The following is a 23,312-nucleotide window of genomic DNA, read 5'->3' as shown; positions in this document are numbered from 1 at the left end:
CGAGCGAGACACCACCATGACCACACCATTTCCTGCTGCGTTCCGGATCGCCGCCATTGCCGGCGACGGCATCGGCAACGAAGTCCTGCCCGAGGGGCTGCGCGTCGTCGAAGCCGCCGCGCGCAAGTTCAACCTGCCGATCGAAGTGCGCCACTTCGAATGGGCCAACTGCGACTACTACCTGCGCCACGGCAAGATGATGCCGGACGACTGGAAGCAGCAGCTCGACGGTTTCGACGCGATCTACTTCGGCGCCGTCGGCTGGCCCGACAAGGTGCCTGACCACATCTCGCTGTGGGGCTCGCTGCTCAAATTCCGCCGCGAGTTCGACCAGTACGTCAACCTGCGCCCGGTACGGCTGCTGCCTGGCGTGCCCTGCCCGCTGGCCGGCAAGAAGCCCGGCGACATCGACTTCTACGTGGTCCGCGAAAACACCGAGGGCGAGTACAGCTCCGTCGGCGGCCGCATGTACGAAGGCACCGCGCGCGAGATCGTGATGCAGCAGTCGGTCTTCAGCCGCCACGGCACCGACCGGATCCTGAACTATGCCTTCGAGCTGGCGCAATCGCGTCCGCGCAAGAAGCTGACCTCGGCGACCAAGTCCAACGGCATCGCCGTCAGCATGCCGTGGTGGGACGAGCGCACCGCGGCGATGGCAGCGCAGTACCCCGACGTCCAATGGGACAGCCAGCACATCGACATCCTGTGCGCGCGCTTCGTGCTCCAGCCCGAGCGCTTCGACGTGGTGGTCGCCTCCAACCTGTTCGGCGACCTGCTGTCGGACCTCGGCCCGGCCTGCACCGGCACCATCGGCCTGGCGGGCTCGGCCAACCTGAACCCGGAGCGCGAGTTCCCGTCGCTGTTCGAACCGGTGCACGGCTCGGCGCCGGACATCTACGGCAAGCAGATCGCCAACCCCATCGGCATGATCTGGTCGGGCGCGATGATGCTGGATTTCCTGGGCGGCGAAGCCGGACGCCAGGCGCATGACGCCATCCTCGCCGCCATCGAAACCGTGCTGCGCGAAGGCCCGCTGACGCCGGACGCCGGCGGCAAGGCCGGCACCAGCGAGGTGGGCAAGGCCATCGCGGCAGCGCTCTGAACCTGCGCGGCATGCGGGACGTGATGCCGGGTTCGCTCCCGGCATCGGGTCCATACAACGCAGCGCGAACCGTCCGTCACACCCGCAATTTTTTTCCACGCGGAGCTTGTGCATGTCCGGAATTTTGCATAGAGTTTCCGTTAACTAATAGTTACTGTAAACCATTAGTTAACAAAATACAAGCAATCTGAACGCGGCATCGCCCGCGCCGGGCAGACAAGTTCCACCACAAAACCAAGCCATGCGCCAAGACGCATCGGAGGAGACGCACTTGAAAACTCCCACGCCCCGCCTCGACGGCTTCCTGACCGCCTGCACGCTCACCGCCGTGCTGGTCACCGTCATCGCCATGGTTCGCTGGCCCGCCGAAGCGGCCGCCACCGCCACCCTGCTGTTCGAATGGTCCACGCGCTCCTTCGGCTCGCTGGTCCAGATCTTCGTCTTCGGCTGCGTCATCGCCTGCCTGGCGCTGGCCTTCAGCAAGTACGGCAACGTGCGGCTGGGCGAAGGCAAGCCCGAGTACTCCACGCTGTCGTGGGTGTTCATGTTCATCTGCGCCGGCATGGGCTCGTCGACCATGTACTGGGGCGTGATGGAGTGGGTCTACTACTACCAGTCGCCCGGCCTGAACGTGCCCACCGGCACGCGCGAGGCGCTGGAGCACTCCATCAGCTACTCGTTCTTCCACTGGGGCCTGAGCGCGTGGGCGGTGTACGCGCTGCCATCGCTGGCGATGGCGTACCACTTCCATGTGCGCAAGAACAAGGGGCTGAACCTGGCGTCCATCGTCGAAGCCATCACCGGCTTCCGCGCCACCGGGCCGGTGGGCCGGCTGGTCGACCTGATCTTCCTGCTGACGATGTTCGGGGCGCTGACGGTTTCGATCGCGCTGACCGCATCGACCTTCACGCGCGGCCTGTCCGGGCTGTTCGGCGTGCCGGATACCTTCGTCACGCAGCTGGTGGTGATCGTCGGCGTGTCGGTGCTGTTCTCGGCGAGCGCCTATGTCGGCATCGACGGCGGCATGCAGCGCCTGAGCCATATGGTGTGCTGGGGTGCGCTGCTGCTGGCCGCGGTGGTGTTCGCGATCGGGCCGACCCTGTTCGCCGGCAATAACATCGTCAACGGCCTCGGCCTGATGCTGCAGAACTATGTCCACATGAGCCTGTTCACCGATCCCACCGGAGACGGCGCCTTCAGCCGCGGCTGGACCGTGTTCTACTGGCTGTGGTGGGTGTCGTACTCGCCCGGCGTGGCGATGTTCGTGGCGCGCGTGTCCAAAGGCCGCAAGATCAAGGAAGTCATCTACGCCCTGCTGCTGGGTGGCAGCGTCGGATGCTGGTTCTTCTTCGGCGCGCTGGAAAGCTACAGCATGCACCAGTTCATCACGGGCACCATCGACGTCCCGCGCATCCTGAAGGAACATGGCGGCGAGGCCGCGGTGGAAATGCTGCTGAGCGCGCTGCCAGCCGGCAAGGTGTTCCTGGCGGTGTACCTGGCGATCATGATCGTGTTTCTGGCCGCCCACGTCGATGCCGTGGCCTACGCCGTGGCCGCCACCACCACCCGCAACCTGAAGGAAGGACAGGACCCGTCCCCCACCAGCCGCGTGTTCTGGTGCGTGATGCTGACGCTGGTGCCGCTGGCGATGCTGTTCGTCAAGGCTTCGCTGGAGACCATGAAGACCGCCGTGGTGCTGACCGCGATCCCGTTCCTGGTGATCCTCGGGATCAAGCTGTTCGGCCTGTTCCGCTGGCTCATGCAGGACTACGCCGACACGCCGGCCCACCTGATCGAGACGGCCCGGCCTGAAGCGGACAGCGTTACCGTGAGCACCGAGCGCGCAACCGCCATCGCCAAGGCCTGATCGCGCGACTGGGGACGCGCCTCCGGCCGTCCCCTCTCAGCTGAACTTTGCCTGCCCCAAGGCTCTTTTTTTTACGCCTTGCTGTTAAACAATATTTAACCTGTAACCACAAATTAACCGAGGAAACGGAATCATGGAGAAGACCCTGGACACCGCCGCCGTCAAGCTGCCTGCCGGCTTCTGCGCCGACGACGAAAACGCCTGGACCCTGCCCGCCTCCTTCTACACCAGGGACGCGGTCTTCGAGTACGAGAAGGAAAAGATCTTCGCCAACAGCTGGATCTGCGTGGCCCACCGCAGCGAACTGGCCGAGTCCAATGACTACGTGACGCGCGAGATCATCGGCGAAAGCATCGTCGTGCTGCGCGACCGCGAAGGCGTGCTGCGCGCCTTCTACAACGTCTGCCCGCACCGCGGCCACCAGCTGCTGCAAGGCAGCGGCCGCGCCAGGAACGTCATCACCTGCCCGTACCACGCCTGGACCTTCAAGCTCGACGGCGAACTGGCGCTGGCGCGCAACTGCGACAACGTGCCCAATTTCGACAAGAGCAAGTCGAGCCTGGTGCCGGTGCGGGTCGAGGAATACGCCGGCTTCGTCTTTATCAACATGAACCCGGACGCCGGCAGCGTCGAGGAACAGCTGCCCGGGCTGGAAGCGCGCATGCGCGCCGCCTGTCCCGTCATCGACAACCTCCACCTTGGCGCGCGCTTCGTCACCGAGACGCCGGCCAACTGGAAGTCCATTGTCGACAACTACATGGAGTGCTACCACTGCGGCCCGGCGCATCCCGGCTTCTCCGACTCGGTGCAGGTCGACCGCTACACCCACACGCTGCACGGCAACTGGACGCTGCAGTTCGGCCACGCCAAGTCGTCGGAGAAATCCTTCAAGCTGGACGAGTCGATCAAGGATCCGAGCTTCAGCGGCTTCTGGGCCTGGCCCTGCACGATGTTCAACGTGCCGCCGGGCGCCAACTTCATGACCGTGATCTACGAGTTCCCGGCCAGCGCCGAAGTCACGCTCCAGCACTACGAGATCTACTTCCTGAACAAGGAACTGACCGAGGAACAGCAGAAGCTGGTCGAGTGGTATCGCGATGTGTTCCGCCCGGAAGACCTGCGCCTGGTCGAAAGCGTGCAGAAGGGCCTGAAGTCGCGCGGCTATCGGGGCCAGGGCCGGATCATGGTCGACCGCCAGCGCAGCGGCATCAGCGAGCACGGCATCGTGCATTTCCACCGCAAGGTGGCCAAGGAATACGAAGGCGCGTAAGCGCCGGTACCACCAATACCGAAACGGAGACCAGACCTATGCAACTGAAGGACAACGCCCTGTTCCGCCAGCAGGCCCTGATCGGCGCCGAATGGACCGACGCCCCCGATGCCGCCACCGTGGCCGTGACCGACCCCGCCACCGGCGATCTGGTCGGCACCGTGCCGCTGATGCGCGAGGCCGGCGCCGTGGCCGCGATCGAGGCCGCCGATGCCGCCCTGCCCGGCTGGAAGGCCCGCACCGCCAAGGAGCGCGCCGCGCTGCTGCGCAAGTGGTTCGACCTGATCATCGAGCACGAGGACGACCTCGCCGCCATCATGACGCGCGAGCAGGGCAAGCCGCTGGCCGAAGCGCGCGGCGAGGTACGCTACGCTGCCTCGTTCATCGAGTGGTTCGGCGAGGAAGCCAAGCGCCTCTACGGCGACGTGATCCCGTCCCCGGCCGCCGACAAGCGCCTGGTGGTGGTGCGCGAGCCGATCGGCGTCTGCGCCGCGATCACGCCGTGGAACTTCCCGGCTGCAATGATCGCGCGCAAGGCCGCGCCCGCGCTGGCGGCCGGCTGCACCATGGTGGTCAAGCCCGCCAACGAGACCCCGTTCAGCGCGCTGGCGCTGGCCGAGCTGGCGCTGCGCGCCGGCATCCCCGCAGGCGTGCTGAACATCGTCACCGGCGACGCGGCGGCGATCGGCAGCCAGTTCACCGGCCACCCGCTGGTGCGCAAGCTGTCGTTCACCGGCTCCACGCCGGTCGGCCGCCTGCTGATGCAGCAGTGCGCCGGCACGGTCAAGAAGGTGTCGCTGGAGCTGGGCGGCAATGCGCCCTTCATCGTGTTCGAGGACGCCGATATCGACGCGGCGGTCGAAGGCGCGATCCAGGCCAAATACCGCAACGCCGGCCAGACCTGCGTCTGCGTCAACCGCCTCTATATCCACGACGCGGTGTATGACCAGTTTGTCGAGCGCTACGTAAAGAAAGTGGCCGAGCTGCGCGTCGGCAACGGCTTCACCGCAGGCAGCGAGATCGGTCCGCTGATCAGCGACAAGGCGGTGGCCAAGGTCGGTGCGCTGGTGGCGGATGCCGTCGGCAAGGGCGCGCGCATCGCCATCGGCGGCGGCGTGCATGAGGCCGGTGCGCAGTTCTTCGCGCCGACGGTGCTGGCCGACGTCAAGCCAGGCATGCGCGTGCTCGACGAAGAAATCTTCGGCCCGGTCTCGCCCATCGTCCGCTTCAACTCCGAAGCCGAGGTCGTGCGCATGGCCAACGACACCATCTACGGCCTCGCGGCCTACTTCTTCAGCCGCGACATCGGCCGGGTCTGGCGCGTGGCCGAGCAGCTCGAGTACGGCATCGTCGGCATCAACACGGGCCTGTTCTCGAACGAGGTGGCGCCGTTCGGCGGCGTGAAGCAGTCGGGCCTGGGCCGCGAGGGCTCGAAGTACGGCATCGAGGACTACCTCGAGATGAAATACCTCTGCATGGCGCTGTAACGCGCGGCAGCAAACCCGGAACACAGCAGCATGGGCAATATCTACCAGACCCTCCAGGTGCGGGTCTCGCGCATCGAGCACGTGACCCCGCTGATCAAGCGCTTCACCATGGAAGCGATCGACGGCGGCGAGCTGCCGCCCTTCACCGGCGGCAGCCACGTCATCGTGCAGATGCGCGACGGCGAGCGCCTGTACAGCAACGCCTACTCGCTGATGAGCTCGCCCGACGCACTCGGCAGCTACCAGATCGGCGTGCGCCGCGAAGAGAAGTCCAAAGGCGGCTCGGCGTTCCTGCATGAGCGCGTGGCCGAGGGCGACGCGCTCACCATCACCACGCCGAACAACCTGTTCGCGCTGGACGATGGCGCGCATCACCACGTGCTGATCGCCGGCGGCATCGGCATCACGCCGTTCATGTCGCAGATGCACGAATTGCGCAAGCGCGGCGCGTCGCACGAACTGCACTACGCGTTCCGCGCAGACGAGCACGGTGCGTTCCGCGATGAACTGGCGGCGTTCACGCAGCAGTCTTCCGGGGGCCGCGTCAGCTTCTATGTCGACAGCAAGGGGCAGAAGCTGGACCTGTCCGGCCTGCTGGGCGCCATGGACGCCGGCGCGCATGTCTATGTGTGCGGCCCGGCCCCGCTGATCGACGCCGTGCGCCAGGCGGCGCAGCACGTCGGCGTCGATCCGTCGCGGGTGCACTGGGAACAGTTCGCCGCGCCGGAACAGGCGGGCGACGCCTTCACCGTGGTGCTGGCGAAATCCGGCAAGACGGTGGAGGTCGGCGCCGGCGAGTCGATCCTGAAGGCGATCGAGCGCGACGGCACCGTGCCGGTCGAATGCCTGTGCCGTGAAGGCGTGTGCGGCACCTGCGAGACCCGCATCCTGGAGGGCGAGGCCGTTCACTTCGACCAGTACCTGAGCGACAAGGAGAAAGCGGCGCAGAAGACGATGATGATTTGCGTCTCGCGGGCCCGTGGCGGCAAGCTCGTGCTCGACCTGTAAGACAACAGCAATAACAACAACAAGCCGGCGCAGCGGACGCCGGCCAACATCCACCGAGGAGACCCCATGAGGAAATCAGCCAGCCTGTGGCTGCTGGCGGGAGCCGTGCTGCCCGCCGTTTCGTATGCACAGTCCAACCTGACGCTATACGGCGTGATCAGCACCGCCGTGCGCTATACCTCCAACATCGACGGCCGCCACCACGACCAGGGCGAGCTGGTCTCCAGCGGCATCGGCGGCAGCCGCTGGGGCCTGAAGGGCGACGAAGACCTGGGCGGCGGCAACAAGGCGGTGTTCCTGCTCGAGAACGGCTTTGGCACCGACGACGGCAAGACCGCCTATAGCGCGCTGTTCGGCAGGCAGGCATACGTCGGCCTCTCCGGCGACTGGGGCACCCTGACCTTCGGCCGCCAGTACAACGCCCTCAACAACATCGCCTGGTCCTTCGATCCGCTCGACCAGAGCTGGGGCAATTTCTGGTCCGATCCGCTCTACACCGGCGGCGATATCTTCTTCCAGGGCTACCGCGTCAACAACAGCGTGGTGTACAAGAAGAAATTCGGGCCGGTCAGCGTGCAGCTCGACTACGGCTTTGGCGAGCGCCCCGGCAGCCTGGCGCGGGGCGCCACCTTCGGCGGTGGCGTGATGTACCAGGACGGGCCGCTGGCGCTGGGCGTCGCCTATGACCAGCAACGTCCCGGCAGCGGCGACAACACGCTGCACAACTACTCGGTCGGCGCTTCCTACGTGGTCGGCAAGGCCACCGGCTATGCCGGCTACATGGGCCGCCGTGAGACCAATCCCGATGCGCGCTTCTGGATCGCCTTTGTCGGCCTCGGCTATCAGCTCACGCCGGCGCTGCACCTGTCGGGCGCCTATTACCGCTACAACCAGAGCGGCACTGTGACCACCCAGTTCCAGGCCACGCCGATTGTGCTGGGAAGCGGCAATGCCGATGCGATCTCGGCGGTTGCCGACTACGCCTTGTCGAAGCGCACCAGCCTGTTCCTTGAAGCCGACGCCACCTTCGCGCGCGGCGGCACGGTCGGCCGCGAGACCGAGTACTGGGCCGGCACGCCGGTGACCGACGTCCGCAGCACCACGCGCGTGGGCGTGATGGCCGGGATCCGGCACGTGTTCTGAGGGCGCTGCGTCAGTGCGGGCAAGCGCTGCGCGCGCGGGCCCACTGGCCGCCGGCTGAACCGTGTTGCACCGGCCGGCGTCCGTGTCCACAGGCATAGAATGCGCTACTGCAGTGCCAACTCCATGCCGAAGGAACACGAGGAATATCCATGATCACAGGACACGTCTTCATTGCCACCAGCCTCGATGGCTTTATCGCCCGCCCCGATGGCGACATCGGCTGGCTTCTTGAGCGGGATGACCCGGCCGAAGACCACGGCTACACCGATTTCATCGCCGACAAGGGCGCGATCGTGATGGGCCGCGGCAGCTATGAAAAAATCATCACGATGGGCGAATGGGCTTACGACCGGCCGGTGCTGGTGCTGTCCAGGCAACTGGCCGGCAAGCCGGTGCCCGACGCGTTGCAGGGAAAGGTGCGCTTCTCCGACGCGACGCCGCAGGATGCCATGGCGCAACTGGAGGCGGAAGGCGTGCAGCGCGTCTATGTCGACGGCGGCCAGGTGGTGCAGTCGTTCCTGCGGGAAGGATTGATCGCCGACATGGTGGTCACCACGGTGCCGGTACTGATCGGCGCAGGCAGGCCATTGTTCGGCACGCTGCCGCACGACGTGAGCCTGAAGCTTGAGTCGAGCCGCCACTTCCCTTCCGGACTGGTGCAGTCGTCCTATCGCGTGCTGCGCTGAGCCCTGCTCGGGGGCGCGTGCGAGGTCACGCTGGAGAACGAGCGGCTGGACCTCGAAGCGCGCGAGCGGCTCGATGCGGATCGTGACGCCCTCGGCTTCGGCGACCTCTGTCAGGAAATCGGCCAGCCGTGCTTCGGCACGGTTCAGCCGGTTTTCGTCGGGATCGCGCAGTTCGACCTAGCGGATGCCCTCCTCGATGGTAAAGGCGCCGCAGCACATTACCGTCTGCGCGAACTACCGCGCCGCCCGATGCGGCCAGCCTCTCCCAGCACCAGCGCCCGGCCGATGGTGTCGAGCGCGTCGCGCATCAGCAAGGCTTCTTCGACATCGCCGGCATACGTGATCAGATCCGGCCACGTGACGTTGCGCAGCAGTCTGGACAGAGCGGCTGCGCGCCGCTCGTCGAGGTCCAGCCGGAGGGTGTGTGCCTTCACGGCCTTAAGGCAGCCTGGGGTCGGCATTGGGCATGTCGGCCAGCGCCGGCTGCCCTTCCCTGGTGTAGAACTTGTAGGCAACGAAGACAATGGCGACCCACGACGCAGACACCATCAGCGACATCCGCATATCCGGCAGGATCGCGATGCAGACCAGCACCGCGGCGATGAACACCAGGGCAATGTAGTTGCCATACGGGAAGAACGGCATCTTGTAGGAAAGGCTGTCCGCTTGCCCGGTCTGGATCTTGAGCTTGCGGAAGCGCAGGTGGCTGACCACGATCGACGTCCAGGCACACACCAGCGCGAACACGGTGATCGACGAGAACAGCTCGAACGCCTTCTCCGGCATCAGGTAGTTCAGCAGCACGCCCGCGAACATGGTGGCGAACACCAGCATGATGGCTCGCGACGGGACGTTGCGGCGGTTGACGGTTCCCAGGAAAGCCGGCGCGTTCTTCTGCAGGGCCAGGTTGTAGAAGGTGCGGCTGTTGGTGAACACGCTGGCGTTCACGGCCGACAGCACCGCGGTGATGACCACCAGGTTCATGACCCCGGCCGCGGCGGGCACGCCGATCCGCGTGAATACATCGACGAACGGACTGCCCTTGGCCGTCAGCGAGGTCCACGGGAAGATCATCAGCAGCACCGCAATGGCACCGACGTAGAAGATCAGCAGACGCCAGAACGTCGCGCTGACGGCCTTGGGCATGGTGGTCTTGACATCCCTGGCTTCGCCCGCCGCCAGGCCAAGGTTCTCGATGCCGCCAAACGAGAACGCCACCATGACGATCGACAGCACCATGCCGCCGATGCCCTTGGCGAAGAAGCCGCCATGGTCCACCAGGTTGTGATGGCCGATCGGCTCGCCATTGTTGCCGAGGCCGAAGAAGATCATGCCGACGCCGAAAACGATCATGGCAACGATGGCCGTTACCTTGATCAGCGCGAACCAGAACTCAGCCTCCCCGTAGAACTTCACGCCGATCATGTTGACGCAGAACATTACCGACACGGCAATCAGCGCGGTCAACCAGATCGGCATGGTTGGAAACCAGAAATGCACGTAGTTGCCCAGCGCATTCAGCTCGGCCGCGCTGGTTGCCAGCAGGAAGATGAACGCGTTCCAGCCGTTCAGGAAGCCCGCAAAACGGTGGATATACCGGTTCGAATAGGAAATGTAGGATCCGGAGACCGGCTCTTCGACCGCCATCTCGCCCAGCGCCCGCATGACGAAGTAGATCGCCACGGCGGCGACCAGATAGGTCAGGATGATCGCCGGGCCCGCGGTCTTGATGGCCCAGGACGACCCATAGAACAGGCCGGTACCGATCGCGCCGCCGATGGCGATCATCTGGATATGGCGGCTCTTCAGGTCTCGTTTCAGCTCTTCCTGTTCATAGGACTGAGCGTCGGTTTTGCTGCGCATTGCACTGTCTCCTTTGGTACATCTCTTTGTGATGCTTGTCGTTGTGGGTGGCCAGCTGCCCGGGGCCGAATCAGGCAGTCGGAGTCCGCCGATGCGACGGGCGAGCGCCTTCCGCAGCCGATGGCTCCTCTTCCATCGACTGCCGGCTGGCTTCGTCCTGGGGTTCGAAGAGCCGGATCAGAGTCCGGCGACGGCGGCAGTCAACCTGCCGATGGCTTCATCCACGGTCGCACGCGGGCATCCCAGGTTGACACGCATGTAGCCGTGCCCCTCGATGCCGAACTTCTGGCCCTTGTCGAGCCAGAGCCGGGCCCGGGTCAGCATGAATTTGTCCAGCGACGGCGCGTCCATGCCGAGGCCGCGGCAGTCCATCCATGCCAGGTAGAGCGAGTCGGCCGGCAGCACCTGGATGCGTGACGTCGCGCGATGCACCGACTCGCGGAAATGGTCGTGGTTGGCGCGAAGGTATGCCAGCAGCTCTTCAAGCCATGGTTCGCCGTGGGCGTAAGCCGCCTCGGCGGCCACCATGCCCAGCGTATTGACCAGCGGGAACATGTTCCTGTCGTACTGGCGGCGCAGTTCGTCGCGCAGGCGCCGGTCCGGCACGAACACGTTCGCGCTTTGCAAGCCCGGCAGGTTGAAGGTCTTGCTGGGTGCCGTGCAGGTAATGCTGTGCCGGGCGAAATCGTCGCCGAGGGAAGCAAAGGGAATGTGCTTCTTCTCAGGGTTGAGGATCAGGTCTTGATGGATCTCGTCCGAGATAACCAGGACACCACGGCGCAGGCAGATCTCGCCCATGGTCCGCAGTTCCGCCTCGGACCAGACATTGCCGGTGGGATTGTGCGGATTGCTCAGGATGAAGAGCCTGGTATCGTCGCGGATCGCCGCCTCGAAGCTGGCCGGATCGAAGCGGTAGCCGGCATCGGTACGCTCGAGCGGAGCGAAGGCGAGATGGCGGCCGTTCATCAGCACGTCGTTATGGAAGTGCGCATAGACCGGCGGCTGGATCAGCACGGAATCGCCAGGTGCGGTAAATGCCTGGATGGCGGTCTTCAGCGCGGTGATGATGCCGGAGGTCTGCACCACCCACTCCTTCTCTACCTCCCAGCCGAACCGCCTGCCCTGCCACGCGACCACCGCGTCGACGTAGCTGTCGGTCGCGCCGCCCGGGTAGCCGAAGATGCCGTGCTCCACCGCTTCGTGCAGCGCATCGATGACGGCTTGCGGCGCGCGGAAATCCATGTCGGCAACCCACATCGGCAACGGCTTTGCGGCCGCTTCTTCCGGCGCCAGCAGTTTTTCGGGAATGGCCCATTTCATGGAGTGGGACTTCGCGCGGTCGATGACCTCGTCGAACACGCTGAGTGCCTGGCCGGCCCCGGCCGACATTTCGCCTTGCACTGCCGTTGCATGGATCTTCATGGCTTCCTTGTTCTCGCTTCAGGGAGGCGCCGCCGGCGCCGGATGGCTTAGATGGAGGCCAGCATAGCGACGCCATGTCATGAATAAAAATGGTATCTTTTCATGAACCAATGAACCGGAGTCATGCGTGCTGGATCGCCAACATCTTGCGGCACTTGTCGCGGTAAGCCGTTACGGAAGCGTCACCGCGGCGGCGGAAAAGCTCAACGTCACGCAATCCGCGCTTTCGCATATGGTGAAAAAGCTGGAAGACCACCATGGCGTGCCGATCTGGACCAAGAACGGCCGCGGCCTGCGCTTCACGCAGGCGGGGGAATACCTGCTCGCGCTGGCGGAGCGCCTGCTGCCGCAGCTGGAACACGCCGAGCGCATCCTTGCTGACTTCGCCGAAGGCCGCCGCGGCGCGCTGCGGGTCGGCATGGAATGCCACCCCTGCCAGAAATGGCTGGCGCGGCTGACGCCGCACTACCTTGCCGAGTGGCCGGACGTCGACTTCGATGTCCGGACCTCATTCCGGTTCGACGGCGTCGCCGCGCTGCTGGGGCACGAGATCGACCTGCTGATCACGCCTGATCCGGTCAAGGTGCCGGAACTGGCTTTCACGCCGGTGATCGACTACGAACTGGTGCTGGTCGTTCATGAATCCCATCCGCTGGCCGCGCAGCCTTACGTACGGCCGCACGATCTGGTTGATGAGACATTGATCACGGTCCCGGTCAGCATCGAGCGCCTCGACATCTATACCCGCTTCCTGGTCCCGGCGCATTGCCAGCCGAGACGCCACCGCACCGCCGAAGCGACAGACCTGATGCTGCAGCTGGTCGCCGCCGGGCGAGGCGTCTCCGTGTTGCCGGATTGGCTGGTGCAAGAGGAAGGCGCCGGCATGCCATTGCGGGCGTTGCGACTGGGCAAGCGCGGTATCCGGAAGAGCATCCATCTTGGGATCCGGCGTGGCGACGAGGAAACCGCCTACCTGGCCGGCTTTGTCGAAATGGCGCGGCGATCGGGGCGCTAGACCGCCCATACGCGCGGGACCGGACGTCAGCCGGCAAGCCGGGGCCAGCGCATTTCCGGCGGTTGCGGCTCAGCGCCTGGCAACCGCTCAGACCTGCCTGGACGGCTCCGCGCTGGCCCTTTGCAGCCACAGCAGCGCGGCAGCCGCAACCACGACCGGCGGCAGGATCAGCGAACTCACCATCGCCCAGCCAAAGGCAGCGAGCAGGCTGCCGGAAACAAACGACCCCACCACCATGGCCCCGAACACGACGAAGTCGTTCAGCGACTGGACGCGCGGCCCTTCCTCCGGGCGATGGCAGGTCAGCACCATGGCGGAAGCACCCAGAAAGCCGAAATTCCAGCCGACGCCGAGCAGCACCAGCGCGATCCAGAAATGATGGACGGTCATGCCGCTGAGGCCTGCCAGCGCTGCCATGCCGGTCAGCGCCAGGCCCGCCAGCACGATCGCCGGCGCACCGAAGCGGGCGATCAGGCGTCCGGTGAAGAAGCTCGGCGCGTACATCGCGATCACGTGCATCTCGATACCGTAGTTCGAATAGAGCCGGGGTATGCCGCACAGCTCCATCGCCAGCGGCGCGGACGTCATCATGAAGTTCATCATCATGTAGCTGACCACGCCGCACAGCATGGCAACCAGCAACTGCGGCTGCCGCAGGATCTCGCGGACCGGCCGGCCACTGTCCGTGCGCGGCCCCGCCGTGCGCACCTGGAACCGGACACCGCGCAACACCATCGCCGCCAGCACCGCGACCGCGGCGGAGGCCAGGTAGGTCACGGCATACGCGTGGGGCGGCCACAGGTTCATGGTGGCGGACACCAGTTGCGGCCCCACTACCCCGGCCGCAACGCCGCCCGCCAATACCAGGGACAACGCCCGCGGCCGTTCTTCCGGGCCGACGCATTCCGCGGCGGCAAAGCGGAACGTCAACACCACAGCCGCGTAGGCGCCCCCGAACAACATGGCAAAGCAGAACAGCGCGAAGGACCGGTTGACCAGCGCCAGCGCGGCCAGCAGGCCGACCAGTACACCGCAAACGTTCCCCGCGAGAAACGCGGCGGGCCTGCCGAACCGCCGCGCCAGCATCCCGACTGGCAGCGTGGACAGCGCCATGCCCACCACGAACAGCGAAATCGGCAGCGTGGCGAGTTCCGGGCGCGGCGACAGCATGTTGCCGATGATGGCGCCGGTCGCGTAGACGACGGTGGAATTCGCACCGGAAAGGGCCTGGGCGAGGGCAAGCCGGGCGACGGAGGCGTTGATCGTCATGGGTGCATTTACGAGGAAATTGAATTTTGCAGGGCGTCATCGACGCCGGTGAACGTCCCTGCGCAGTAACGGCTGATGGCGCAAGGGGCCTTCGGGATCAGGCCACGGTCCCCGTGACTACATCCGGCATCATCCCCTCAGGCCGTGTCAGGCATCGTCCGCCGCCATGGTCAGCACCATTCTGAACTTGACGTCGCCGCGCTTCAAGCGCTGATAGGCCTCGTTGGCGCGGGCCAGCGGCATCGATTCGAAGCGCGGACGCGCGTCCACCAGCACGCTGAACGCGAGCGCCGCCTCGCTCTCGTGCGGCGTGCCGGTAATCGAGCCGACCACTTCCCGCTCGCCGACCACCAGGTGCCTGGCCTGCACGGCGAGCGGCTCCCGGGTGCCGCCAAGCACGACCAGGCGGCCTTGCGGCTTCAATGCCGGGATCAGCGCGGCAACGGCCTGCGCATCGCCAACCGTCGAGATCACGGCGTGCGCGCCACCCATCTTCTGCAGCGCTTGCGCGGCATCGCCGGCACGGGTGTCCAGGTACACATGTGCGCCCAGTTCGGCCACGTCGCCGGCGATATCGCTGCCCCGCCCCACCGCGACCACCTTGAAGCCCATTCGCTTCGCGTACTGGATGGCCATGTGGCCGAGCCCGCCGATGCCGAGGATCGCGACCACCTCCCCTGCCCGCGCGCCGGACTTGCGCAGCGCGTTGAACGTGGCAATCCCCGCGCAAAGCAGAGGGGCCGCTTCCGCTGAACCCAACTCGTCGGGAATGGCAACAAGCCCTGTCGCGCGGACGGGGACGATCTCGGCATAGCCGCCATCGCAGGTCGCGCCAACGATGGGCTGGTCTTCGCACAGCTGGAACTGGCCCCGCCGGCACTGGCTGCACGCGTTGCAGTGTCCGCCCAGGCGCCCGATCCCTACCCGCATGCCGATCCGCCACATGGCGGGCGTATTGGCGCCGATCGCAAGGATCCGTCCCACAATCTCGTGCCCGGGCACGCGCGGCGGCTGTTGCGCGGCATTGGCCTGCTCGATATCGCCGATATCGGCGCCGCACATGCCACAGGCTTCCACCTGGATCAGGACTTCTCCGGCCTGCGGCAAGGGCGTGGTTCGCTCCACCAGTTCGAGCAGCCCGGGACGGGCGATCTGCATCGCGCGATAAGTCGGTTTCATTTCACAGGCCCACGGTTTTCGGAAGCAATCGGTTCATGCGGATCAGGTCTTGCGTTCCCCTGCCAGCGGCATCCACTGCCCCGGCGACATAGCCGGGGAAGACCTGCGACCACTCGCTGGCGATGCCGGTGATGCGGCCTTGCCAGGGCCCGGATGACGCCATCGCGGCCGGGGCCGCGGCGTGGTGATGCGCCCCGCCTTCGAGATCCAGCGCCGTCGCGGTCAGGCCATCGCTGGCCCAGTCCTTGATAAAGTCCGCGACGGGCTTTCCCGCGCACGGACCGAACAGGCGGGCAAGCTGCGCACGGCAGTGGGTGCGCAGCACGTCTTCCGCAACGGTGCGCCGGACCCTGGCCGGCACGCCAAGAAAGCCAAACAGCGCGGCGCTGCCGCCGGGCATCGATGCGTCGTGGATCTCGGCCATCGGCCCCACCGCGCTTCGGGCTTGCCCGGAGAGCCCCTGTTCGCGCCAGAATGGACCGTCATAGACCGCGACATACTTTGCATGCGATGCCATCCAGGTCGGCGTCGCACGCCACTGCTGCGCCAGAGTCTGCGGCAGTGCCGGGGCAAAGGTGATGGTTGCCTCTGCAAGGCGTGGTGGCAGGGCCAGCAAGACATGTTCCGCTCCGATCGTCGCTGCCACGCCCGCGCCCTCGGCGTAATCCAATGCGATATGCGAGCCTTCGATACGCAGCTGCCGCACCATCCGGCCCGTGAGGATCCGGGACGCGTCAAGCTGCCGGCGCAAAGCATGAACCGGCGCCCCCATGCCGCCGGCCAGGCGCATGGAAGCGGGCGAACTGACATAGCCCCTCAGCCGCATGGGCGCCACGCCGGCACCGCGCTCGGCCAGCATGTCGCCCGATTCGTGCTGGTTGAACCGCGCCAGGCCGAGCCGGGTGACCAGGTCATCCAGTTCACGTTGGAAAGCCGGCCAGAACCAGGTGGGCCCAAGGTCAACGCGGTCCATGCCATCGCCTTCCGGCCCGGATCCGGACAGGCAGGAGGCAAGCGGGGACAGGATGCGCCCGCCGATGGTGGGGCGCGCCTCAATGAGGACGTAGTCGTCGATACCGGCCCTCTGGAGCAGCGTGGCCGCGTACAGGCCGCTCAAACCCGCGCCGACGATGGCGATGCTCTTGCTTTGCATGGCTTATGCCGCGGCACCGGCATCGGGTGCGTGGGTTCTGATGTACAGGGTTGCGCCGGTCGCACCGGCCTGGATCTCCGCGTGGTCGCCTTCGGGGAATCGCATCCAGCTGCCCGCGGCGTAGTCATGACCATCCACGCGCAGCGCCCCGTCAAGTACCAGCAGTTCCGCAGGACGTCCATATGGCAACGACACGCGACCATTCATGCGCAGCATCGCGACACGCTCGGCATCGTCCGAATACAGCGTGCAGATCGCTCCGCCAGCAATTTCCCGCCAGTGAGCGGCATGGTTGGTATCGATACGCACGCTCTCCTGCTCGCTCGCCTTCATGTGCCGCAGCTTCACGAAGATAACAGCGCCACCCACGCTTGACGGCCGGTGCGACGATCCTGGCGGACTGCGCAGATACCAGCCCGCCGGATAGTGCGCGCTCGCCTCGGAGAAGACGCCCGCCAGCACCAGGATTTCCTCGCCGCCCGGATGCCTGTGCAGCGGGAAATGGGATGCGGGAGCGTACCTGACAATACTGGTCGCCCGGGCCTGCTCTGCGCCAAAACGCTCCAGCATCATCCGCTCGACACCGGGCTGCGGAGAAGCAACCCAGTGGTGATCGTCCGGCGTGACCACGGCGCGGCGGGAGAGATCGGCATTCACGTACATGGGTGGACAGCGGCGAGCTCCACAGTCTGCGTGCAGGGAAGGCCGTGCAAAGTGCGAAGACAGTGGCGAGCCGAAAGCGGATATCGTTGGGGATGCAGCGATTGTTGTTGCTTTCGGCGAAGCGGGCAAACGAGATAATCTGTGCGACGGTAAAGAAAAACTTTAGGGGGGCCGGCCTATCTCACCGCTGCGAGTTTTGCCCATAAGTACCGGCCTGCGGGCTTTGCATCGTCGGATGCATGGCTCAGTTCGGGCATTGCATCCGGCGGAAAGGTATCAAGGGGAAGCACGTTCCCGGCTCACTCAAGCTCGGTGATAGCTTCGCGGCTTTTCGCCAGCTCTCTCAAGCGGTACTTCTGGATCTTGCCAGTGCCCGTCTTTGGCAGGGCGCCATATACCACCCTCACCGGGCATTTGTAATGAGCCAACCGATCACGACAGAAATCAATGACCTCCTTCTCTGCGGGTGCGTCGACTCCAGGCTTCAGTTCAATAAAGGCACAGGGCGACTCCCCCCACTTCGGATCAGGCTGGGCTACCACTGCGGCAATCAACACCGCCGGGTGTTGATGCAAGACATCTTCAACCTCCACCGACGAGATGTTTTCCCCGCCCGATATGATCACATCCTTGGATCGGTCCGTGATCTGTATATATCCGTCGGGATGCATGACCGCGACGTCACCGGTGTGGAACCAGCCGCCGCCAAATGCGGCTACGGTCGCCTGGGGGTTCTTCAGGTAACCCTTCATCACGATATTGCCGCGTAGCAGCAACTCGCCTTGCGTCTTGCCATCGCAGGGTACCGGCTCCATGGTGTCCGGATCGGCAACACGCAGCCCTTCCAGGGCGGCGGCCCGATTGCCCTGGCGTGACATCAGTCGGGCTTTTTCTTGGATTGGCTTGTCATCCCACGCCGGATCGCGATATGAACTGACCGGCGTTCCCGAGGCCTCCGTGATGCCGTAGACGTGTTCCACGTCAAAGCCCATTTCCATCACAGCCTTCAGGACACTTGCCGGCGGCGGCGATCCGGCCGTGCGCACCCTGACCGCATGCGAAAACGTGCGACGCTCGGATTCCGATGCCGTCGCAATCGATGCCAGGACGATGGGCGCGGCACAGAAGTGGTCGACCTTATGCGTCTCAATGGCGTGAAAGATATTCGCCGCCGTGACCTTGCGCAAGCAGATATGCGTGCCCGCCGCGGCAGTAATGGCCCACGCGAAGCACCAGCCATTTGCGTGGAACAGGGGAAGCGTCCAGAGATACCGCGGCCCGCGCGGCATGCCCCAGTCAGTCAGCTGAAGCATGCTCATCAGGTATGCGCCCCGATGGCTCGGCACCACACCCTTGGGATCCGAAGTCGTGCCGGATGTGTAGTTGAGTGCGATGGCATCCCACTCGTCATCGGGCCAGATGCCGCCGAAGCCGGCATCGCCTTCGCTGAGAAGCTGCTCATAGTCGAGCGCTCCCAGTCGGTTCCCGGCAGGTCCTTCAGTGTCGAGAATGTCGACCACCACCGGTGGATGTTCCAGTCCCTGCAGAGCCGTTGCGGCGAGCCCGGCGAATTCGCTGTCTACCAACAAGATTCTGGCTTCGCCATGGGCCAGGATAAACCTCACGCCGTCCGCGTCCAGGCGGCAGTTGATGGCATTGAGCACCGCACCGCTCAGCGGGACACCGTGATGGGCTTCGACCATGGCGGGAGTATTCGGCGCCAGAATGGAAACCGTATCGCCGCGCCGGACGCCGCGCTTCACGAGCGCGCTGGCAAGGCGTCGGCAGCGGTCTCGCGTTGTCCTCCAGGACTGACGGAGGCTGCCATGGACGATTGCAGTTCGCTCAGGATACTGCTCGGCGCACCGATCAAGGAACTGCAAGGGCGTCAACGGCACATGGTTGGCCGCGTTGCGCTCAAGTCCTGCCAGATAAATGTTGGCGTCCATCTTTTGTCTCCTGCCTGACGTGCCGCAGCGGGTTCATCAGCTATTGCTAGTTGTGGAAACAAGAATGTAGCGACTGGCCGCGATCGACAATGTCTCGCACGAGACATTGCCCCCATTTCGCCATTTCGTATCGCTGCCCCAGGGCGAATGTCTCGCACATGACAGTGCGCCCGCGCGCTTGCTCCTACTCTCCGACCGGAGTCCGTCAGATGTCTACGACATGTCGAGAGAGCAAGCATGAACAGAGTTGCACCCCCGCCCGCAGAACTCCAGTCTGTCCGCGAGGCTGTTGCATGGGCGATCGTCACCCGCCGCAGCGTCAGAGCCTTTCGTCCGCAGCCCGTCGACGTGGAAACCGTCCACAAGATCCTCGATGTCGCCCGGTTTGCCGCCACGGGCGTGAATATCCAGCCGTGGCAAGTGCATGTCGTGACCGGGCAGGCACGCGACCGCATTTGCGCGGCAATCAAGCGGGTCGACGATGACCCCGCACAGTCCGGCGCCCATGCTGACGAATGGGCGTACTACCCGGACGAGTGGGTGCCACCGTATCTGGATCGACGCCGTGAAGTGGGGTGGAGGCTTTACGGCCTGCTCGGCATCGAGAGGGGAAACAAGGCGCGCATGCATGCCCAGCATGGTCGGAACTATCAGTTTTTCGACGCACCCGTTGGCCTGTTTTTCACCGTCGACCGGATCATGAATGAAGGCAGCCTGATCGACTACGGGATGTTCCTGCAGAACCTCATGGTCGTGGCGCGCACATATGGTCTCAGTACCTGCCCGCAGGCTGCTTTCATGAAGTACCACGCCATTATTCGCCGGGAGCTGTCATTGGGGCCAGAGGAGAAGTTCCTGGTCGGTATGAGCCTGGGGTACGCGGACGACGAGCGGGTGGAGAACCAGCTGGTGTCGGACCGTGCGCCCGCATCCAGCTTCACCGTCGTCCACACATAGAGAGGCATGAAAGCCTGCCTGACAAAGCAACCCATCCATCACCGCATGGAGGAGACAGATGAAAACCGAAATCAATGTACAAAAGTTGGCAGAAGACGCGCGCTTCTCGCGATTCCACGCCGTGATCCTGTTCTGGTGTGTCGTCATACTGGTTCTCGACGGCTATGATCTTGCAGTGGTCGGGGCGGCCTTGCCCTCGATCATGAAAGAGATGGGCGTGGACGCCACCAAGGCCGGCTTCATGGCCAGCTCCGCGCTGTTCGGCATGATGGTCGGCGCGATCTACCTGGGCACAATGGCCGAAAGGATCGGGCGCAAGCTATCCATCTGCATCTGTGTGGCGCTGTTCAGCTTGTTTACGGCCGCGGCTGGACTCACCACCGATCCCATCACCTTCAGCGTGACGCGCTTCCTCGCAGGACTTGGCATCGGCGGCGTACTGCCCGTTGTCACGGCCCAGATGGGCGAATTCGCACCGGCCAAAATGCGCGCCCGGCTGGTCACGCTGGTTTTTGCCGGATATTCGATCGGCGGCATCCTCGTGGCGCTGACCGGCAAGCAACTGATCGGGACATACGGATGGCAAGCGGTGTTCTTCGTCGCTGGCCTTCCGATCTTCTTCATCCCGTTCATTTTGTGGACCATGCCGGAGTCCGTTGCCTTCCTTGCGAAAAAGGGACGCCATGCCGAACTCGAGCGTGTAGCGCGACGCCTGGCACCGGCATTGAAGCAGGGTGACCGCTATCAGTTCTTCGTTCCGTCCGAGGCGCTCGCTTCCAATGCTCCGGTGGCTGCGCTCTTCTCGCAGGGTAGAGCCCTTAGCACGCTGATGATCTGGGTGGCGTTCTTCACCGGCCTCTTCATGGTCTACGCGCTCAGTTCGTGGCTGACCAAACTGATGGCGTTGTCCGGGTACAGCCTGGGCTCGGCGCTGAACTTCGTGCTCGTCTTTAACATCGGCGCAGTTTGCGGTGCCATTGGCGGCGGATGGCTGGGTGACCGATTCAATATCAAGCACGTGCTGGTTGCCTTCTATGCCACGGGAGCGGTCTCGCTCGCCCTGATGGGGTACACCAAGGCGACAGAACTGCTCTTTGTCCTTGTATTTGTCGTGGGCGCGTCGACCCTCGGTACGCAGTTGCTGGCCTATGCATATGCGGGTGAGTTCTACCCCGGTTCCATTCGCTCGACGGGCGTCGGCTTTGCCTCAGGCATCGGGCGACTGGGTGCCATCATCGCCCCGGTCCTCATCGGTGCGCTGGTGGCAATGAAGCTGCCATTGGAACAGAACTTCCTGGCCATCGGCGTTGCCGGTCTTGTCGGTACGCTCGCCGTCATGCTGATTGACCATCGCAAGAGCGCCGCGGCACTGAACCAGCCAGAAGAAATGGCCTCGCGAGCGCCGCTGGGGCCCGTACCCGCGCATCAGCCGACGAACCATTAGATAGAACCCCGACCATCATCTCCGGAAGTGGGCGCCAGGGCGAGTGCCACTCGCCCTGGCTTCAATGGATCGGGGCAGGCTAGTCGCCAATATGCGCGTACCGGCGCAGTCCATCCAGATCGATTACCACAATGGCGCCATATTCCATCTCGATCATGCCCGCTTCGGCGAGTTCGCGGAGTGCGCGGTTGGTGTTTTGCCGGGAAAGTCCGGATAGCCTGCCGAGTTCTTCCTGCGACAGCGCAAGGGTGCGCTCGGTGGCAGGATAGAGCTGATGGTGGAATAGCGCGGCCAGGCAAAATGCGACGCGGGCGGCGGCCTCGTGGAGCCGGAAGTTGTGCACCAGTCCGACGTAGTAACCGCAGCGAGCATTGAGCTGGTCAATGACGTAGCGACTGAAGCTATGGTTACGCCCCAGCAGCCACAAGAAAGTCTCGCGTGGCACGTAGGCAATGCGACTGTCCTTGATGGCTACCACCGAATACGGCCGCATCTCCGACTTCAGCACTGCGCCTTCACCAAACCACGATCCCGCTGGCACGCCAGCAAAGGTCACGGCGCGACCGCAAGCGGACGCCGTATCGACTTTAATGATGCCTTCGATTACGCCGAGCCAGTGATCGGCCGGATCGCCGCGATGACACGCCATGCCACCCGCGGCGCAGTAACGCTCGAACGTCTCGGTTTTGACACGCGACTTCTCATCGTCGGTCAATATGGCGAACCAGCTTGACGCCTGCAGGAAGTCCTCAAGCGTGCGATGGCGTGACAGCGTCGAACCGTAGCGCCTGTGGACATGCACTGCGCTGTCGACTTCAGCGCAGGAAATCGACCGCATGGCAACTCCTCGGCTTTGCAAAGCGCCTGGGCTAGTGCTTTTCATCGCCCTTGCCGTCCAAGTCCGCGTTTTTTCGCGCCTCGCGGCGCGCCGAAGGATCGGGATAGATTTTCACGGCGACCGTCTCCTGCTATGGAAGCCGGTCAGCGCCAGCCTTAAGTGAAATCATGATTCACTTAAGGCTAAGGCGGCCGTCTCACGAAGTCAAGGACGAATCTCGCAGGGTATCCATTTACCTGAGCACTTTACCTCGGCATTGCGTCGACAGGAGTCTTTCCGTACACATTGAATCTGGAACCCAAATTCTAGTTATGTACGCCTTCTTCTTCACAGGAAATCGTCACGCGGGTGGGATGAACGCCACCGCGGTTCCTGCCACGCCACGCAGGCAGAAGGAAATAATGGACGTCACCTGACTCTGCATTGGGACGCCCGCCAGCGCTGCTTCGCTGCTCAACGGAGCGACGAGTCCCTCGAACAGGCATCCCACGATGCAGTCGGCCGAGGCAGCCGAATCCTGTTCGGGAAACTCGCCGTTGGCAATACCCTGATCAATGATGGTGCGGAACACCCGCGAGAGCGCACGGTGATAGGTCAGCCTTGCTGCCTCGACCTCGGGTTCAACCGGTTCGGCCACCAACGCGTGCGCCAGCCGCCGGCCATGCAACGCCCTGCTCGCGAAAGTCCAGGCCGCCATGCCCAGCCGCTCGCAAGCGGTGCCATCCCGCATGGCAATGCCGGCCACGACATCAACTTCCCGCTGTGCCGTGAATTTGACGACCTCGACAAGCAGTTCGGTCTTGGACGGGAAATATCGATACAGCGTCCCGATCGCTATGCCAGCCGCCTCGGCGATCGCCGTCATCTGGGCTTCCCTGAACCCCGACTGCGCGATGAGCGTGCGTGCGGCCTTCAGGATAAGGGGATGCTTGTCGGCACCGCGGCGACGCAGGCGTACCCTGGGAGAAGTCAGTAGATCATGCATCTCGGTCCTGCT

Annotated in this window: 20 protein-coding genes; 10 read left to right on the top strand and 10 right to left on the bottom strand. The window is 64.4% G+C overall.

All coding sequences use genetic code 11. The features are described 5' to 3' along the window. The first annotated feature begins 16 nt into the window (after positions 1–16). The 7 genes from FHX60_RS18420 to FHX60_RS18390 all read left to right on the top strand — a co-directional run bounded on the left by FHX60_RS18420 (position 17) and on the right by FHX60_RS18390 (position 8,563). Positions 17–1,102, top strand: coding sequence for a tartrate dehydrogenase (locus tag FHX60_RS18420; protein WP_183284141.1), 1,086 nt, complete (start codon positions 17–19; stop codon positions 1,100–1,102). A 271-nt stretch (positions 1,103–1,373) separates the two neighbouring features. Continuing rightward, positions 1,374–2,969, top strand: a complete 1,596-nt coding sequence (locus tag FHX60_RS18415) for a BCCT family transporter (protein ID WP_208601266.1) — start codon at positions 1,374–1,376, stop codon at positions 2,967–2,969. Positions 2,970–3,102: 133 nt separating this feature from the next. Next, positions 3,103–4,239 carry an aromatic ring-hydroxylating oxygenase subunit alpha gene (locus tag FHX60_RS18410; protein WP_183284140.1) on the top strand — a complete coding sequence of 379 codons (1,137 nt, stop codon included), beginning with the start codon at positions 3,103–3,105 and terminating at the stop codon, positions 4,237–4,239. A 38-nt stretch (positions 4,240–4,277) separates the two neighbouring features. Continuing rightward, positions 4,278–5,726: an NAD-dependent succinate-semialdehyde dehydrogenase gene (locus FHX60_RS18405; RefSeq protein WP_183284139.1), complete on the top strand. Its 1,449-nt coding sequence runs from the start codon at positions 4,278–4,280 to the stop codon at positions 5,724–5,726. A 30-nt stretch (positions 5,727–5,756) separates the two neighbouring features. Then, positions 5,757–6,734: a PDR/VanB family oxidoreductase gene (locus tag FHX60_RS18400; RefSeq protein WP_183284138.1), complete on the top strand. Its 978-nt coding sequence runs from the start codon at positions 5,757–5,759 to the stop codon at positions 6,732–6,734. Between the two features lie 66 nt (positions 6,735–6,800). Next, on the top strand, positions 6,801–7,877 hold the full coding sequence (locus FHX60_RS18395) for a porin (RefSeq protein WP_183284137.1): 1,077 nt from the start codon (positions 6,801–6,803) through the stop codon (positions 7,875–7,877). Positions 7,878–8,026: 149 nt separating this feature from the next. After that, positions 8,027–8,563, top strand: a complete 537-nt coding sequence (locus tag FHX60_RS18390) for a dihydrofolate reductase family protein (protein ID WP_116603175.1) — start codon at positions 8,027–8,029, stop codon at positions 8,561–8,563. 218 nt (positions 8,564–8,781) lie between these two features. Here the strand turns inward: FHX60_RS18390 and FHX60_RS18385 are convergent, their stop codons facing one another. From FHX60_RS18385 to FHX60_RS18375, 3 genes are all read right to left on the bottom strand, one after another. Then, positions 8,782–8,997 (bottom strand): DUF7706 family protein, encoded by a 216-nt coding sequence (locus tag FHX60_RS18385; protein WP_183284136.1) that lies wholly within the window; start codon positions 8,995–8,997, stop codon positions 8,782–8,784. 4 nt (positions 8,998–9,001) lie between these two features. Then, positions 9,002–10,426: an amino acid permease gene (locus FHX60_RS18380; RefSeq protein ID WP_183284135.1), complete on the bottom strand. Its 1,425-nt coding sequence runs from the start codon at positions 10,424–10,426 to the stop codon at positions 9,002–9,004. Between the two features lie 177 nt (positions 10,427–10,603). Continuing rightward, the gene (locus tag FHX60_RS18375) at positions 10,604–11,848 is read right to left on the bottom strand and encodes a MalY/PatB family protein (RefSeq protein WP_112774647.1); all 1,245 of its coding nucleotides are present in this window, start codon (positions 11,846–11,848) and stop codon (positions 10,604–10,606) included. A 127-nt stretch (positions 11,849–11,975) separates the two neighbouring features. Here FHX60_RS18375 and FHX60_RS18370 point away from each other — a divergent pair, with 127 nt between their 5' ends. Continuing rightward, complete coding sequence (locus FHX60_RS18370; protein ID WP_183284134.1) at positions 11,976–12,863, top strand: LysR family transcriptional regulator; 888 nt, start codon at positions 11,976–11,978, stop codon at positions 12,861–12,863. Between the two features lie 87 nt (positions 12,864–12,950). On the opposite strand, the gene FHX60_RS18365 is transcribed toward FHX60_RS18370, so the two are convergent. From FHX60_RS18365 to FHX60_RS18345, 5 genes are all read right to left on the bottom strand, one after another. Beyond that, positions 12,951–14,132, bottom strand: coding sequence for an MFS transporter (locus FHX60_RS18365; RefSeq protein ID WP_183284133.1), 1,182 nt, complete (start codon positions 14,130–14,132; stop codon positions 12,951–12,953). Positions 14,133–14,279: 147 nt separating this feature from the next. Continuing rightward, positions 14,280–15,311 (bottom strand): zinc-binding dehydrogenase, encoded by a 1,032-nt coding sequence (locus tag FHX60_RS18360; RefSeq protein WP_183284132.1) that lies wholly within the window; start codon positions 15,309–15,311, stop codon positions 14,280–14,282. A gap of 1 nt (position 15,312) precedes the next feature. Further along, on the bottom strand, positions 15,313–16,464 hold the full coding sequence (locus FHX60_RS18355) for a flavin monoamine oxidase family protein (protein WP_183284131.1): 1,152 nt from the start codon (positions 16,462–16,464) through the stop codon (positions 15,313–15,315). A gap of 3 nt (positions 16,465–16,467) precedes the next feature. Further along, entirely contained in the window at positions 16,468–17,127 is a 660-nt protein-coding gene (locus FHX60_RS18350; RefSeq protein ID WP_183284130.1) for a cupin domain-containing protein, read from the bottom strand. Positions 17,128–17,426: 299 nt separating this feature from the next. Beyond that, entirely contained in the window at positions 17,427–19,076 is a 1,650-nt protein-coding gene (locus FHX60_RS18345) for an AMP-binding protein (RefSeq protein WP_183284129.1), read from the bottom strand. A gap of 237 nt (positions 19,077–19,313) precedes the next feature. Here FHX60_RS18345 and FHX60_RS18340 point away from each other — a divergent pair, with 237 nt between their 5' ends. Both FHX60_RS18340 and FHX60_RS18335 read left to right on the top strand, forming a co-directional pair. Next, on the top strand, positions 19,314–20,033 hold the full coding sequence (locus FHX60_RS18340) for a nitroreductase (RefSeq protein WP_183284128.1): 720 nt from the start codon (positions 19,314–19,316) through the stop codon (positions 20,031–20,033). A 58-nt stretch (positions 20,034–20,091) separates the two neighbouring features. Beyond that, positions 20,092–21,477, top strand: a complete 1,386-nt coding sequence (locus FHX60_RS18335) for an MFS transporter (RefSeq protein ID WP_183284127.1) — start codon at positions 20,092–20,094, stop codon at positions 21,475–21,477. A gap of 79 nt (positions 21,478–21,556) precedes the next feature. Here FHX60_RS18335 and FHX60_RS18330 read toward each other — a convergent pair whose 3' ends face one another. Beyond that, positions 21,557–22,315, bottom strand: coding sequence for a Crp/Fnr family transcriptional regulator (locus tag FHX60_RS18330; protein WP_260164064.1), 759 nt, complete (start codon positions 22,313–22,315; stop codon positions 21,557–21,559). Between the two features lie 340 nt (positions 22,316–22,655). Then, the gene (locus FHX60_RS18325) at positions 22,656–23,300 is read right to left on the bottom strand and encodes a TetR/AcrR family transcriptional regulator (RefSeq protein ID WP_183284126.1); all 645 of its coding nucleotides are present in this window, start codon (positions 23,298–23,300) and stop codon (positions 22,656–22,658) included. Positions 23,301–23,312 lie beyond the last annotated feature (12 nt).

This window comes from Cupriavidus alkaliphilus (genome assembly GCF_014191175.1).
In the GTDB taxonomy this organism is placed as follows: Bacteria; Pseudomonadota; Gammaproteobacteria; order Burkholderiales; family Burkholderiaceae; genus Cupriavidus; species Cupriavidus alkaliphilus.
Note: the sequence above shows the minus strand (reverse complement) of the source record. Positions and strands in the feature narration are given on the sequence as shown.